At 65.3% G+C, this 15,025-nt stretch carries 8 protein-coding genes and 1 pseudogene; 4 read left to right on the top strand and 5 right to left on the bottom strand.

Translation table 11 applies throughout. The features are described 5' to 3' along the window. Positions 1-190 precede the first annotated feature (190 nt). On the bottom strand, positions 191-682 hold the full coding sequence (locus ON20_RS33770; RefSeq protein WP_051163696.1) for a hypothetical protein: 492 nt from the start codon (positions 680-682) through the stop codon (positions 191-193). A gap of 1,200 nt (positions 683-1,882) precedes the next feature. Here ON20_RS33770 and ON20_RS37170 point away from each other — a divergent pair. From ON20_RS37170 to ON20_RS40820, 3 genes and pseudogenes are all read left to right on the top strand, one after another. Next, the gene (locus ON20_RS37170) at positions 1,883-5,704 is read left to right on the top strand and encodes an IQM protein middle domain-containing protein (protein WP_157229161.1); all 3,822 of its coding nucleotides are present in this window, start codon (positions 1,883-1,885) and stop codon (positions 5,702-5,704) included. Positions 5,705-5,720: 16 nt separating this feature from the next. Next, positions 5,721-6,830 carry an IQM protein middle domain-containing protein gene (locus tag ON20_RS37165; protein ID WP_157229160.1) on the top strand — a complete coding sequence of 370 codons (1,110 nt, stop codon included), beginning with the start codon at positions 5,721-5,723 and terminating at the stop codon, positions 6,828-6,830. 1,289 nt (positions 6,831-8,119) lie between these two features. Then, positions 8,120-8,590: pseudogene (locus ON20_RS40820) on the top strand (histidine phosphatase family protein); the annotation flags it as partial. A gap of 50 nt (positions 8,591-8,640) precedes the next feature. On the opposite strand, the gene ON20_RS31225 reads toward ON20_RS40820, so the two are convergent. The 4 genes from ON20_RS31225 to ON20_RS31205 form a co-directional block, all read right to left on the bottom strand. Further along, complete coding sequence (locus ON20_RS31225; RefSeq protein WP_051163694.1) at positions 8,641-9,270, bottom strand: acyl-CoA-like ligand-binding transcription factor; 630 nt, start codon at positions 9,268-9,270, stop codon at positions 8,641-8,643. A gap of 3 nt (positions 9,271-9,273) precedes the next feature. Then, a complete protein-coding gene (locus ON20_RS31220; protein ID WP_040841638.1) occupies positions 9,274-10,242 on the bottom strand; it encodes an amidohydrolase family protein in 969 nt (322 codons plus the stop codon). Between the two features lie 1,262 nt (positions 10,243-11,504). Beyond that, entirely contained in the window at positions 11,505-13,160 is a 1,656-nt protein-coding gene (locus ON20_RS31210; protein WP_083865560.1) for a SulP family inorganic anion transporter, read from the bottom strand. Positions 13,161-13,376: 216 nt separating this feature from the next. Further along, on the bottom strand, positions 13,377-13,706 hold the full coding sequence (locus ON20_RS31205; protein ID WP_040841633.1) for an ArsR/SmtB family transcription factor: 330 nt from the start codon (positions 13,704-13,706) through the stop codon (positions 13,377-13,379). Between the two features lie 492 nt (positions 13,707-14,198). Between ON20_RS31205 and ON20_RS31200 the strand changes: the two genes are divergently transcribed. Continuing rightward, entirely contained in the window at positions 14,199-14,969 is a 771-nt protein-coding gene (locus ON20_RS31200) for a sigma 54 modulation/S30EA ribosomal C-terminal domain-containing protein (protein ID WP_281032942.1), read from the top strand. The last annotated feature ends 56 nt before the right edge of the window (positions 14,970-15,025 follow it).

Genomic DNA, 15,025 nt, shown 5'->3' with positions numbered 1-15,025 from the left:
GCTCGACGGTCCCGCCCATCGCGAACGACTGTGACGCCTGCTCACCGAACAACTACGCCCGGCCGCGCTCCCGGAACCGATACCGGCGACCGCCGAAGACCGACTCCCAACGTTCGATGCCACCAGATCGCAAAGACCTGGTGGCATCGACTTCGCAGCATTACCGAACGGAAGTTCGATATGGCCGCACCTACCGCATCTGCATCTGCTGACGCATCTGGTGCATCTGCAACTCCCACTGCATGATGCGATCCTGGGAGCGGTTGGCCTGATCCTCCGCCTGCTGAGCCAGCTGGGCGGCCTGATCGGCCTGGTCCTGCGACGACTGGGCACGCTGATTGGCCTGGTTGGCCTCGCCCTGCGCCTGCTGCGCCTGGTTCTGCGCCCGATCGGCCTCGCTCTGCGCCTGCTGGGCCTGGTTCTGCGACTGAATCGCCTGCTGACGCGCCTGCTGGGCCTGCTGAACGGCCTGGTTGGCATCGTTCTGCGCGATCTGGGCCTGGTATTGGACCTGACGCGCCTGCTGTTGCGCCTGACGGGCAAGGTTCTGCGCCTGCTGGGCGTACTGCCGAGCGCTCTGCAACTCCTGTCGCGCCTCGTCGAGGCCCATCCGCAGCACCTCGTAGCCCTGCGGCTCCTGGATGTTGTTGCGGTTGGCGACAGCGGTGGATTCTTGTGCCATCTGAGCTTCCCTTCATGCGATGTGAACGGACAAACTCTGGATGAACCGGATGGAGCAGGAGCCATACTCGCACACCCGCGACCGCCCACGGCCACTTCCCGGTCGCGCACCCGTTACGGAATGACAACAGCGTGAAATCTCGGGTTTCGAAGAACATCGAGCCGGGCGGCGGAACCGGGTTCAGGGGGTTTCCCGCGGCTTCCCGACAGCCCGAAACGGGCGGTGTCACCGGACTCGGGGGGGAGGAGTCCGGTGACACCTGTTCAGGTTCGGACCGGCAGGGGGATGACGATCCGAACGGGGCCGGCTCGCATGGGGGGATGTGCGGCCGGCCGCGCTCGAGATACTACGTCATAGTAGATTTCGGCGTCGACCGGTAGACCCTACTTTCCGGGGCCGGATAGCACGGCGTCACAGCAGGCAGGCCGATCCTGAAACATCCCGACCGTCGCGTGGCGAGGTTCTGCGTCGATAACGGTGTACCGTACCGCTGGTATCACCAGGGACGGATTGATACCTGGACCACGGGAGTTCCAGGAGGAAAGCGGTGAAATCCGAAGGGCATCACCGAGATGGACCGCACCCCTCGCCCCCGATCCTCCGGTGCGTCTCGTCCGTTCGCCTCTGCACGCCGTTGCCGTCGTGCTCGAACGAACCGCCCTGCCGGCGGGAACCGCCGCACCTACCGCGTCCCCTCGGCAGCGATTCGAAAGGGACGAAGCCGGCGCCACGTATACGCCGCAAGGGCATGGTCGGCCGTGTAAGCGGTTGTGTGCGTATGGACATCGGTCCCCTATCGGGCGTGACACCGCGCGAGTGCGCTCGGCCGCGCTTGCCCACGGCTACACGCTCGCCCGTATCGTCGAACTGCCCGCGATAAACCTCACCCCGCATGTGATGGCTCCGCTCATTGCCGTCGACGGGCGCCGTCGCCCGGTCGACAGCTCGCGACCAGGGTATTTTCCGGATCGCCCGGATGCGGGCAGGATATCCGGGGAACGCGGGCTCAGCGGGCGGAAGTGCGCCGGAAGAAGTTTTGCTCTCGGTGGAACCGGTCGGCGGATCGCCGCGTCGAATACGTGTGATGGCACCGAACTCGACACGGGGGAGCATGATGACCGATACCCGACACGCGGTCGCGCGCATCGCCATGCGTTGGGGCGAGGCCTCACGGGGGCACCGTGGGCGGGGTGGGTGCTGATGGGTATCGAGATCCCCGAATCCCTGCAGTGGGTGGCCAAATACGTCGTCGGTGCCGGGGACTGGCCCGAGGGTGACGAAACCGCCATGCGGCGCATCGAGACCGCCTGGACCACGCTGGCCGGGGACCTGCGTGAACTGGACGGCGAGGCCACTCACGCCATCGAACTGGTGTTGGGCGGCTTGGACGCGCAGACCGGGCAGGCCTTGGCCCAACACTGGGACAAACTCGGTGGCGGTAAAGGCGCGTTCGAAGGCCTGATCGCCCATATCGAGTCGCTCGCCGACGAAATCGGCGACGGCGCCGCCGATATCGAACATGCCAAACTCATGGTGATCGGCGCACTGGTGATCTTCGCCATCGAGATGACCGCCGCCCTGGCGGCCATGGCCACCGGCCTCGGCGCCCCCGCCGGCGCCGCCGAGGCCGCCGCCGCCCAGGTCGCCACGCGGATCACTATCCGCATGCTGATCAAACAACTGTTGACCCGGCTCATGTCACGTGCCGCGGCCACCGCCGCCGCTCGTGCCGCCGTGCGCGGCGCCTGGGCGGCGGTGCTCGAAGAGGCCGGGCTCGAGATCGGGCTCGAGGCGGTGCAGGTGGCCGCCGGCCGCCGCGACGACCTGACCGCCGAGGACTGGAAAGAGGCCGGGAAGACCGCTTTGACCGCCGCGGCGACGGGTGCGGTGACCGGTGCTCTGGGACCGGACGGGTTGGCACAGAACAATATCGGCAACACCGTCGGCAAGGCGGCCACCGACGCAGCGACCGAAACCGCGGCCTCCATCGCAGGAAACGTGGCCGGTGAGGCCACCGACGCGGCGTTGAACGATCGCCCGTTCAGCCTCTCCAACGCGTTGAGCCCGGAGAATTTGACCTCCTCGGCCGTAGGCGGTGCGCAGCGGGGTATCGAATCGGCCGGACACCACGGCACCGATACCGGCGACGACAGCGAGGACAGCGGAGACGAACAGCAGAATCGAGGCGATGCCCAGGACCAGGGCAGTCGAAACCAAGAGCAGGACCGCTCGGGGACTCGGTCGGGCGACATCGAGAACCGGCAAAACCAGAATCAGGGCGAGGGTTCCCCGCAGGGCACCGGTACCGAAGCATCGGACGCATCGACCCACTCCGACAACACCTCCCAAGCACAGCCGACACAGACCGCTTCTGCGCAGACCCCGCCCCCACAGTCCGCGGGGCCCGCCGGTACGGAGAACGGTCGGTCGCAGCCCTCGACACAGTCCGGCCCCGGAAACGGCCCGGATACCTCGACCCCGCCGCAGCAGTCGTCTACCGGAACCTCGGACACCACTCCGCCGCAGCAGACTCCTGCCACCACGGAGAACACGCCCTCACAGCAGGCCACGCCGGCAGAAAGCACTTCCCCTCAGCAACCCGCCCCAACCGAGACCATCGAGGACGGCCCCCCACCGTCGACAGGACAAACCTCCCCCACCGACACCTCGTCACCGTCTTCCACCGGCGACCCTGGCAGCTCTGGTGATCAGAGCGGCCCTGCCACCACCCCGAACGGCCACCCCACCGGTCAGCCTTCCACGGCGCCGAGCGACAACCCCGCAGATCGGCCTACCCCCACCGGCCCGACCACCACCGACAACCCGGATACCACAAACACACCGCCGGAAGAGCAACAACCGACCACCAGCGTCCCACAGACCCCGCCGCTGAGCTCGCTACGCCTGTTCACCGATCCGGGCGACACACCAGCCACCCCTGAAATGCCGGCCATGCAACAAAACCCGACCACCCCTGGCCCGCATCACACCACGCCGACCACCCCCGCGACCCCCTCCACACCTACCTCGCAGGACGCGGGGCCGACCACTCAATCCCCATCGGCAGCCACCTCCTCCACCCCTCCGGCTACCAGCGGAACGGACACCGGCGGCACGAACCGACCGAACCAGCCCGTTCCACCGGACCATCCCGAAACCCCTTCGTCTCCAACAGAAAGCACGACCACGTCGGCAGCCACAGCCACCGACACCACGTCGGCAGGAACTCCCGCCCTTACCCCGTCGACAACCCCACCGTCCTCCGAAACCACCCTCCGCCCAATCACATCCGGTGCCCCCGGCGACCCATCCACCACCACACCTGCCACCATTCACCCCACCTCGGCGAACGCGAGTACCGCGACCAGGCCGGATAACCGCCGTCCCTCGCATACTCCCGATCGAGCACCGAGCTTTGACACAAGCTCGAGAAATGACGGCAGTACCGACTCCACACCGTCGGCCCCGAGACATACCGAACCCACCTCGAACCGCTCCCCCGCCGCTCCCCCGGCATCAGAGAACCGAAACGCACCTCATCACCCCACCACTGCGGCAACACCGACAGCCGGAACCGCTCCCAATGCCCGGACCAACCCGATGCGCCCGGATATCGACCTCAATTCCCCGAGCGCTCATATCGACATCCTCCGCCCACCTGCGTGGATGAATCGCCCCCTCAACCTTCTCGACACCACTGCAGCGAACCGCACCCCGCCTGCCGTCGACGCTCCTCTCACTCCGTTCGGCACGAGTCGACCTTTTCCGGACAACCGCGCCCCAGAATCGGTGCCGCCTCTGCTCAATAATCGAGCCACGCCCGGTCCGCACGGCGATACCCGGCCCACCATCACTTCGGGCGTATCGACTCCCTCTCAACCGCAGGCCAATCACCATGTCCCCCGCTCAATACAACCGCAACACCCAAACGACTTCCCACCCGGCACAACACCACTGGCGAGGCCCGACAACACCCCCGCCACCCCCGAGCACCGTGATACTCGCCCGTCGAACAGTCTGCACCAGCAAACACCAGGGAACCCGCCACACCGCGACCCTGGGACGCCACCTCAACGTCAGGGCCCGCCGCGCACGAGCACGCCCACACCGAACACCGCGCAACGGACCAATTGGAGCAGGCCCCCAGGAACGCCTCATTCCGATCCTCGGGACTTCCGGGCGCCGCTATCCGAACCACCGCCTCATCGGAGCTTCCCCTCGCCCCCGATCCCGCAGCTGCCCATCGCTACAAATGCCGCCGGCCACCCACAGGGATCACCGCCGAGTGTCGGAACTCCTCCGGGGTGGCCGCCACATCAGCAGTCGTGGGGCGTACCCAGCCCCGAACGCCCCAGGGGTTGGCGGCGTTTCTTCCCATGGACCAGGTCAAGCGCCCCCTCCCACCCGCTCCCCCCGGCTGCGCCAGTACCGCCGCAGCACATGTCAACTCCGGCACCACATATTCCGCCGAGTAATCCGGACCAGGTGGAACAGCATGTCGAGGGCGCGTTCCCGGAAAGTCCTTTTGGATCGACCCCACCGTTCCATGCCACCCCTATGATCGAGTCCTATCGGGGAGAACACATACCTGGGAACAGCGTATGGACGGAACCTCGACCCAGTACCGTAGAATACTTCGATGTCAACGGAAGACAGCAGTTCCGACTAATAGTGCACAATGGGCGCCTGTATGACGCCAATGGAGAACTATTCGATACGCGAGGGGGCCATTCTGCATGGGGAGGGCAAGGACGAGCAATTTTCGTCATGGACCAGCAGGGTAACTTGTATGCGTCGAACCACCATGAGCCGGGAGTCTTTCATCACTCCAGCTTCCTCGCCGGTGAACCTGTTGCGGCCGCCGGAGAATTGGTGGTAGTCGATGGCGAGTTGCAATTCTTCACCGACTCCAGCGGACATTACCGGCCTGAACGGATATATACACTCCAGGCTATCCACCACCTACGGAATCTCGGGATCGCTATCAGCCCGAGGCAAGTAAACCTTCAAGCGATGGGCTGATGGAAGGAATGCACTGATGATCGACACATGGCCGGGAGTCGTCAATACAATTTTGTATCACATTCGGTTCGAAAACGAACTGAACCAAGATATTGTCGATAGAATATCCAATGCTCTGTTGACAGAGCCCGTCTTCGATCTCACGCCCGATGAGGAATACTCTGCACTGCGGTATGGGTTGCTCCACGTAGAACCGCTGCCTACGGCGATTGAAGTCAAGTGGCCCGCCACAGAGATTCGAGAGTTTTTGACCAGAGTGGTGCATCGCATGGATGAACTGCGCCCCTGGCCGGAGCTCCCGTATCTCAGATTATCCAAGGAAAGGATGGGCGATTTTATGGCATCCGCACGGCCTATCGCGCGGATACACACTTCCTTTCCGAATGTAGAATCCAGGGTGAAAAGAAACTTCTACTACAATCCGGCGAACGGAGCATTTCTTCTACTACGGATGAAATCCGGTGTCGAGCTCGGTTTTTTCTCCCCCTACTGGGACGAAAGCTACGATACAATGCTCGCCACCAACGATGAAAGTGTTTCTTTTTCAGACGTGGTTAACGAACTGGTACCGAACACCGACCTCACCGAAGACATGCTCACACCACTCCTCGACCCCAACCGGCCTACCCATCTCCATCCGCTGTACAGAACAACAGAGCTACAACCGGAGTTCCAAGGTGAAAACCTTCCTGGAAACCCGGTGTGGAATGGAAAGCAAGTCAGGTATCTTAACGCCGAAGAACGGCTATCGTTCCGCATCCATGTGCATAACGGAATTCTCTATAACAACGATGGGCAACCGATCGACACAATGAATTCCCGCACGCTATGGACCCCTGGCGGTGGACGGGCGATCTTTGTCATGGATTCCGTGGGAAATATCTATTCGTCGCCATACCATATCCTGGGCGAGTTCCACCACTCCAGCTTTCTGGCGGGCATGCCCGTGGCAGGCGCCGGTGAACTACAGGTCGCGCAGGGAAGGGTCCAACTGATCTCGGACCACAGCACCCACTATCGACCGGCACGTTATTTCACGCGCCAGGTGGTCGACAATCTACGCCGACAGGGTGTGCACATTGATGATAGGCAAGTCGAATACCACTCACCGCCGGACATTCCGTAGGCGCAGCGGGTTCCAGCCGTCACACGCACCGACAACACCACTGATACCGGTCCCGTGCCCACTCCTGCCCGTCATGCCGAGGGATTATCACCCGGCACGGTTTCAAACCATCCCACGTTCTCCAAGCGGCACGGGATACTCGGCGGCCGAAGCGCGGGCGCTGATCGGCACAACAACCACTCGGAAAGTACCTCCCATGCATGATAAGCGCGAGCCCGGCCACGGCCTCTCACCAGAATCGTCGAATCGCCCCACCGGCATCGAGTGGTGGTTACAAGACGAGCTGCCCCACACACAGCCGAGCTCACACCCCAGACCCCCCGCAATCAACCATCTCCGCCCCCACTTCCCTCCATACCTGAGGAATACTCGCCTTGGACGCGACGACCGGTCCGTTATCTCCCGGTCGTGCGCGGCGGCCAACTGATCGGAGCCCTCTGGGGAGCCACCAGCGGCAAAGCCGCCGGATACAAACGCACACTTGCAGCCGACTCGGACAACCTCATCTGCCCAGAGTTCTGGTATGACCGACTCACTCTGAACTATCGGCAAGGCCACACTCCGGTCCAAGCGATCAGAAGCCGGATCGGCGTCCCCGAAGACCCCACAGTGCGGCGGTACACCCGCCGACGCCGTCGAATCCGAAGCCTCTACTCTCCACGAGCTCTGGGATCGGATCAACCCAGAAGGACCACCCCTGGACGACGGTCCCTGGCTACAGGACGGCGAGCTGCCCGACGGAAGTCTCTGGGACCGTTCACAAGGCTGGAGCACTCCATACTCGGTCGTGCCCCCACCTACGCCCAACACACCGACACCACCGTCCATTACTATCCCATCACCCTCAACGAAACAGTCGTCGGTTACCTGTGGGCCTCACCCGTCGACCAAGCAGCCCAGTACCTTCCCCGCGCCGCCGCAGGAAGACAAGGCACTATCGCCACCGTCCTCTGGCAGCTTCGCCTCAGCAACGCCTACGCCGCCGGCTTCCTCGCCCTCGAAGCCATTCGACACTGTCGCAACCACCCGTACGACTTCCTCTCCGGCGACATCGGCCCCAACACACCAGCATTCGTCGCACCCGCCCTTGCCGAGCTGCAATAATTCGCGCAGACGCGGTAGTGCGACAGCTGCATATCCCGCGCCGCCGAGAACAGCCCGAACGACAACTTTCGAACCTGACCCACCTGATCGATCTGGCACGTAATAAGTGACCGGCCTTCCGCGCAAGCGGTGCATCCCCTTTCTCGGATGAGCGGGACAGCGGCCCGAGGCGCGGGAGGCACTACATGACTATCGAGCTCATCTTCGAAACACATTCGGTCACCGTCGACAACGAGCGGGGTATCGCCACCGGTTGGCTGCCCGGCGAGTTGTCCGAGCGGGGCCGCGACCTGGCCCGTGATCTCGGCAGGCGATACCGGAATACCGAGCTTTCCGAGGTCTGCGTCTCGGACCTGCGGCGGGCTGTCCACACTGCCGAGACCGCCTTCGCCGATGCCGGGATACCCATCCGCCTCGATGCCAGGCTTCGGGAATGCGACTACGGCACGCTCAACGGAATGCCGGTCGAACGGTTGGCCGCGCTGCGACGCCGACACATCGAAACGCCGTTCCCCGGCGGGCAGAGCTACCGGGAGGTCGTCGACCGGACACGATCGTTCCTGCGTGATCTGATCGCCGCCGGGGATGGTCGAACAGTTCTCGTGGTCGCCCATTCGGCCAACAAGTGGGCTCTGGACCACCTCCTCAGGGGAAAGCGTCTGGAAGATCTGGTCGATGCCCCGTTCGATTGGCAGGAGGGGTGGCGCTATCTCGTGCCTTCCGACCGGATCGACGACGTCCGATGTGATCGTTGGTTGCGCGCCGAGACGACGGCGGCGAGGCTGCTCAGTGTTTCGTCGAGTAGCGCGGTGAAATCGACCCGGGGATCGTCCTGCGCGGCAAGGACTGCCGAGAAACCCGCACCGACGACGGCTCCGACCACCGCACGCACCGCCGGGTCCGCGGCCTCGACGCCGGACCTCTCGGCCACCAGCTCCGACATCACCCGGGTCGCGTCGATCAACTGGTCCAGAAGCGATGCGCGCAGTGGTGGCACGGACATCATCAGGCCGATTCGTTCCTGTAGCTGCTGCCGTTGCCCGGCGGGCAGCCCGGCGAAGGTGTCGCGCATGGTCACCCGCATGGCCTCGAACGAGTCCAGCGCCGTTGGCTGAGCCCGGAACCGTGTGGCGAACGACAGGTCGAATTCGTCCCAGAGAACGACTTCTTCCTTGGTGGGGAAGTAGCGGAAGAAGGTGCTTTCGGAGACCTCCGCCGCGTCGGCGATCTGTCGGACCGTGGTGTTCTCGTATCCCTGTTCCCGAAACAGTCGCAAGGCGTGTCGCTGAATCGCCAGGCGGGTCCGCGTTTTCTTCCGCTCCCGCAGTCCGCTCATCGGTCACATCCCCAGCAGGCGTTCGGCATTGCCGTGGGCGATGCGCTCCCTGTCGGACGGAGCGACGGGTAACCGATCCAGGAAGGAGCGCGCGTCGTCCATCGACCCGTAGGGGTGGTCGGTGGCGAACAGGATCCGGTCGACGCCGACCTGCAGGAGCAGGTTGAGGAAGGTCGGTACCCAGTTGAACGCGGCGAACGTGTAGTGCAGGTTGTCCGAGAAGTACGCGCCGATCGGACGGTCCAGTTTCACGACGTGCGACATGATCTGTTCGAATCGCGGCATCATGAACGAGAGCCCTTCGCCCATGTGGCCGACCACGACCTGCAACCCGGGATAGCGGTCGAAGGCGCCACTGAGTACGAGGCGAAGTACGTGGGTCGCGGTCTCGATATGCCACCCCCACGCGGTGGTCGCGAGGGCGTCGGCCACCTCGCGGGGATAGTTGCCGGTATAAGAGGTCTCCATAACCTGTTGTGGCGGTGGTGTCGGGTGCAGATAGACCGGCACTCCCAGCGCTTCTGCCCGTTCCAGGATCGGCCAGAAGAACTCGTCGTCCAGGTAGCGACCGCGGGTATGACCGTTGATCACCACTCCCTTGAATCCGTAGGCACCGACCACCCGTTCCACTTCCTCGGCGGCGGCTGCGGGCGCGGCGGTCGCCGCGGTGGCGAACGCGGCGAACCGATCGGGATATCGGCGAACCGACTCGGCCAGGAAATCGTTGGTGTCACGGGCCAACGCGACGGCCTCGCGTGGTTCCATCTGTTCGACACCGGGTGCGGTCAATGACAACACCTGCACATCTATTCCGGCCCGGTCCATCGCCTCGATCCGCTCCGCACCGAGATCTTCCAGCATATCGATGACCCGACCGCTGCCGACGGCCCGCGCCTGCTCGGCCATCGCTCTTCCGGGACCGGACAGGAACGCCGGTGTCGCGAAATGCTCCTCGAGTGCGATCGTGCGCATTTGCCCTCCTGTATGAGAGTTCGCCTTCAATTGAAGGCTTACTGTCATATTATTCTCCCTTGGCACCATGGATGCGCGGAACCACCGCCTCCGGGCGGTGACGCGGCGACTACCTCGGCGGGCGAAACGAGCATCGCCGTCTCGGCTCCCAGCAGGTGTGGACGAGCGGTGGAGCGTGATCGGTGCCCATCTCACGGGCTCGCGCCGCCGATGGCCTCACCGGCCCCGCGTGTCGAAGCGAGCTCCGGGGCATGGGCAGACCGGCACGGCGCCGTCTTCGAATCCCAGAGATTCGACAGGGACCCCGCACCGTGTCGCCGGCCGGTCCGGCGCCCGGCTGCGGCACGAGCGCGGGGTCCGGCCCAGAGCGAACCGCGGGCACCTCGAGCCGACCTGTTCGGGCGGTGAACCGGCGGCCGCTGCGGCGGTATCGCGTCGTGGGGCCGGGTCAGTCGGATATGCGGGCGAGGATGTCGAGTGCGATGCGGGCGGCGGCGGTGTTGCTTTCCTCGTCGTCGAGGTCCAGGTCGCCCATCATCGACAGGCTCCAGCTGATGGTCGGCAGCGCTTGGCGGCGTGGAAGACATCGAGGGGGTGTGGTCGGGGCCGACCATGAGGTCGGCCGGCACACGGAACTGATAACGCAGGCCGGCACCGACACCGAGATCACGGAAGGCCGGCCGGTTCTCGGTCCAGAAGCGGACCATGTCCTTGCCCAGGCCGTGCAGCAGTGCTCCGTAGCGGAGGACGATCTGCTCGGCCCGCTCCCGGCCCGGCGGGGTGGCCTGCGCCCACTGCACGATGTCGTCGATACCGCGGCGCAGATCCTCCGACAGGCCGACCACGATGTCTTCCTCGGTCCGGAAGTGGTAGTACAGCGCGGCCTTGGTCACGCGCAGCCGTTCGGCAATCTCGCGCAGGGAGGTCTTTGTCGTAGCCGCGCTCGCTGAACAGCTCCATCACCACCGAGCGGATCCGATGCCTCGTATCGCTGCGGCGCCCGTCCGTTCGAAGCCTCCCAATCCTGCCCGACGACCGGCGAGGAGAAGCCCAGCGCGCCGATCGACGGTGCCGTACACGCCGGAGAGTGACTCGGGGGCTATAGCCCGGCAGGTCCGCACCGCGGCTCGCGGCTATCACGGCCACTGCCATCCCCAGCGGCCCCGGATGAGCGGGGACAAGCACCCGCGGCTCGATGACCGGGATGGGATCCGCGGCGGATGTGGCGGATCCGCCGTGCGAGTACCGGTTCGTTCGGTCGCTCATCGGCAGGGTTGTTCCGCCACGCCGGCCACGCAGTCGCGGGCATAGGCGATGGCGTCGGGGGTGTGTTCGAAGAGGTGCTGCGCACCGCCGCCGGGCAGGGCTCCGATCGCCTCCAGGCGGCGGCGATGGTCGTCGCGCAGTCCGGACATGAGCACGGTGACGTGACGGTGTTCGAGTTTTCGGATGGCGTCCTCGAGCACGAGTGCGCCGGTGGTGTCGAGGGCGGTGACGTGCGACATGCGCAGGATGACGACGTGCACATCCGATACCTCGGCCAGTTCGAGCAGGAACCGGTGTGCGGCGGCGAAGAACAGGGGACCGTCGAGACGGTAGGCGACGATGTGGTCGGGTAGCAATTCGCGCTCCTCGGCCACGTGATCGGTGTCGTCGATCGGCAATCGAAGCGGAATCCGCTGCAGCCGAGCCTCTTTTGCGACAGACCGCAGTGCGAGCACGACGGCGATGCCGACACCGACGGCCACCGCGGTCACCAGGTCCATCGCGACCGTCACGGCGAAGGTGACCACCATGATCGCGGCGTCCCCTCGCGAGGCTCGGGCGATGGCGGATAGCGACGCGGTCTCCACCATCCGCACGGTGGTGGCCAACAGCACCCCGGCCGGCGCCGCGACGGGGATGTCGGCGACGAGCGGTGCGGCGAGGTAGATGATCACCGCGAGCACGACCGCGTGGGTGAGTGCCGCGAGCCGGGTGCGGGCGCCGGAGCGCACATTCACCGCGGTACGGGCGATGGCGCCCGTGGCCGGGACACCGCCGAACAATGGTGCGGCAATATTGGCCAGTCCTTGACCGAGCAGTTCGCGGTCGGGGTTGTGGCGGGTGCCCACCGCCATCGCATCGGCGGCGGTGGCCGACAGCAGCGATTCGAGTGCGGCGAGGGCGGCCACCGCCAGGGCGGGCGCCACCAGTGAGCCGAGCTGGTCGGGATGGAGGAATCCGAGGGTGGGGGCCGGCAATCCTGACGGAATGGTGCCGACGGGGGTGAGGTCGAGATCGAATACCTGCGCCACGACCGTCGCGGTGGCCACTGTGATCAGCGCGAACGGCAGCTTCGGCAGATACCGGCCGCCGGCGAGTACGACGGCGGCGACCAGCAGTGCGGTCACGAGCGTCATGTGATGCGGGTGCGACACGTATTGCCGCACCGCATCGTAGGCCGCCCGCCATACCTTGTCGCCCTCGGCGTGAGCGATACCGAGGGCGGTCGGGAACTGTTGTAGCGCAATAACGACCGCGATGCCGGCGGTGAAGCCCTCGATCACCGGCACCGGCATATATCGCACAGCCCGTCCGATTCCGGCGACCGCGAGCACCACCAGCACGATACCGGCCAGCAGCCCTACGGCCAGTACCCCGCTCGCGCCGTGCCGATCGACGATCGGCACCAAGACCACGGTCATCGCTCCGGTGGGTCCGGACACCTGGAACCGGGACCCGCCGAAGACCGCCGCCACCATACCCGCCACGACCGCGGTCGCGAGACCCGCAGCCGCACCCAGTCCCGAGGAGATCCCGAAACCCAGCGCCAACGGCAGTGCCACCAACGCGACCATCACGCCCGCGAGCAGGTCGTTGCCAGGGGCGCGAACCGCGGACCTCCAGTCCGACCAGCGGGGCAGTAAGGCGAGCACGTTCACCGGGCTTTCGCCGGACGTAGCTGCGATGCCGCGAACTCGGAGATCTCGGCCCCTCGGGCCGGGATGCCTTCGTGGTCGGTCGGGGCCTGCACAGTTCCGGTGAGAGGGTCGATCACTACGATATTTCCCTTCGCGAAAGTTATGAGATACTTATTTTAGAAAAATTGCAATCAGCATCATGGCACACCCCGACTCGGTGCGCGGATCCGGTTACGCGGGCTGTTCCAGCGCCTCGACCTGGCCGGCGACGACGCCGGTGAGGATGGCGCGGGCGGTCGCGAGCAGTTGGGCGACCTCGGGGGTGGTGAGCTCGTAGATGACCGACAACCCTTCCCGGCGGGCGGTGACCAGACCGGCTCGACGCAGGATGGATAGTTGCTGTGACAGATTGGCCGCCTCGATACCGATCTCGGTGAGCATTTCGGAGACAGCGTGCTCACGTTGACTGAGCAGTTCGAGGACCCTGATCCGCACCGGGTGACCGAGTGTTTTGAAGAAGTCGGCCTTCATCTGATAGAGCGGCTGCGACAGTCCCGGCATGCGAGCCACTCCCTTCCACCGGCACCCGGTATCGACACCGACCTATTGATTGCAGAGTTTAGCAAACAGCGCAAATGGTGGGGTGATCGCGCTCGCACAATCGAGTCCTTCGGCCCTATCCGCGCCTCTGCTCGTTGTCGGATACTGCGTGCCGCGGAGTGGCCGGGCCGGAACCAGAGGCAGGAGGAGGTCGTAGTGCGGTGCGAATCGGAGGTGTGGCCGTCGACGGGTTGCCCGGAAGTGGTCGTGTGCCCCGCGGCCAACTCCACGTGGCGGGTCGGCGCCGGTTCGGCCCCGCACTGCGTCGGACCCGCTGATTGCGAAACAATGAAATGGTTGAATTGCGCATTTCTGTGACTTTCGGCCCTGGTTCGATGCCCCACGCAGCGAACACAGTGGTGTGGCCGCCGACGATGGATCGGTGGACCGAGAACAGTGGAGGGCGCGGTGTTACAGGCGTCGCAGGCATGGTCGTCGATATCGTTTCCCGATGTGACCGTGTTCGCCGGCGGCCGAGTGCCGGCGCTCGAGGGCGAGCGGTTCGCCGGCGCGGTCGGTCGACTACTGCAGCGAGACCATGTCCCCGGCGGCGCCCGACTGCGGATCACCGGGCCGAATCACGACAGTGGCCCGCTGCTGATCCAGGTGAATCTGCACCTCGGCGATATACCGGCCCGGGTCCAGACGTTGACGCATGGCCACGGTGATGCGCTCCCGGCCGTGGTGCGGCTGGAACGGCAGATCAAGGCGTTGCGGACGTCGTGGCAGCCGCGGTCGTGGCCGGATCCGACTCGCCCGCCCCTCGATTCTCCCGGGCCGGGAGGACTGGCCCGCCGTAAGTCGGTCTCCTTGACGGTCAGCCGGCCGTTGGCGGCCGCGGCGGTAATGGATGCGATGGATTACGACGTGCATCTGTTCATCGATGCCGACACCGGCGAGGACGCCGTCATCTACCGTGCCGGCCCCCGCGGGCTGCGGTTGGCCCGCCGGTACAGCGTCCATCCGCCGCGTTCGGCCACGGACGGGCCGGGACCGTTGACGATCAATCCCCGTCCCGCACCGACAATCACCGAAACCCGGGCCGCGGCTCGGGTGTGCGAGTACGGACTGCCGTTCCTGTTCTACACCGACCCGAATTCGGGCCGCGGCCATCTGATGTACCGCCGCTACGACGCCGACCTCACCCTCATCACACCCACCGACCGCGACACCGACGCCACCGCTCCGTCGCCGGCACCTGCCCTCGGCGCACCTGCCCGGTAGCGGTCGCTGCCGACTGCCCCGGATAAGGCCGCCATCGAACACCTTCGGTCCCCCCG

The sequence above is a fragment of the Nocardia brevicatena NBRC 12119 genome (assembly GCF_000308495.1).
Taxonomy (GTDB): Bacteria; Actinomycetota; Actinomycetes; order Mycobacteriales; family Mycobacteriaceae; genus Nocardia; species Nocardia brevicatena.
The sequence above is the reverse complement of the archived record's forward strand: the minus strand, read 5'-3'. Positions and strand labels throughout refer to the sequence as shown.

Excerpts from the sequence above, each read along its gene's own strand:
- ON20_RS31205 (WP_040841633.1), bottom strand. The coding sequence starts at position 13,706 with ATGCCGGGACTGTCGCAGCCGCTCTATCAGATGAAGGCCGACTTCTTC.
- ON20_RS31220 (WP_040841638.1), bottom strand. The coding sequence starts at position 10,242 with ATGCGCACGATCGCACTCGAGGAGCATTTCGCGACACCGGCGTTCCTG.
- ON20_RS31225 (WP_051163694.1), bottom strand. The coding sequence starts at position 9,270 with ATGAGCGGACTGCGGGAGCGGAAGAAAACGCGGACCCGCCTGGCGATT.
- ON20_RS37165 (WP_157229160.1), top strand. The coding sequence starts at position 5,721 with ATGATCGACACATGGCCGGGAGTCGTCAATACAATTTTGTATCACATT.
- ON20_RS37170 (WP_157229161.1), top strand. The coding sequence starts at position 1,883 with ATGGGTATCGAGATCCCCGAATCCCTGCAGTGGGTGGCCAAATACGTC.
- ON20_RS33770 (WP_051163696.1), bottom strand. The coding sequence starts at position 682 with ATGGCACAAGAATCCACCGCTGTCGCCAACCGCAACAACATCCAGGAG.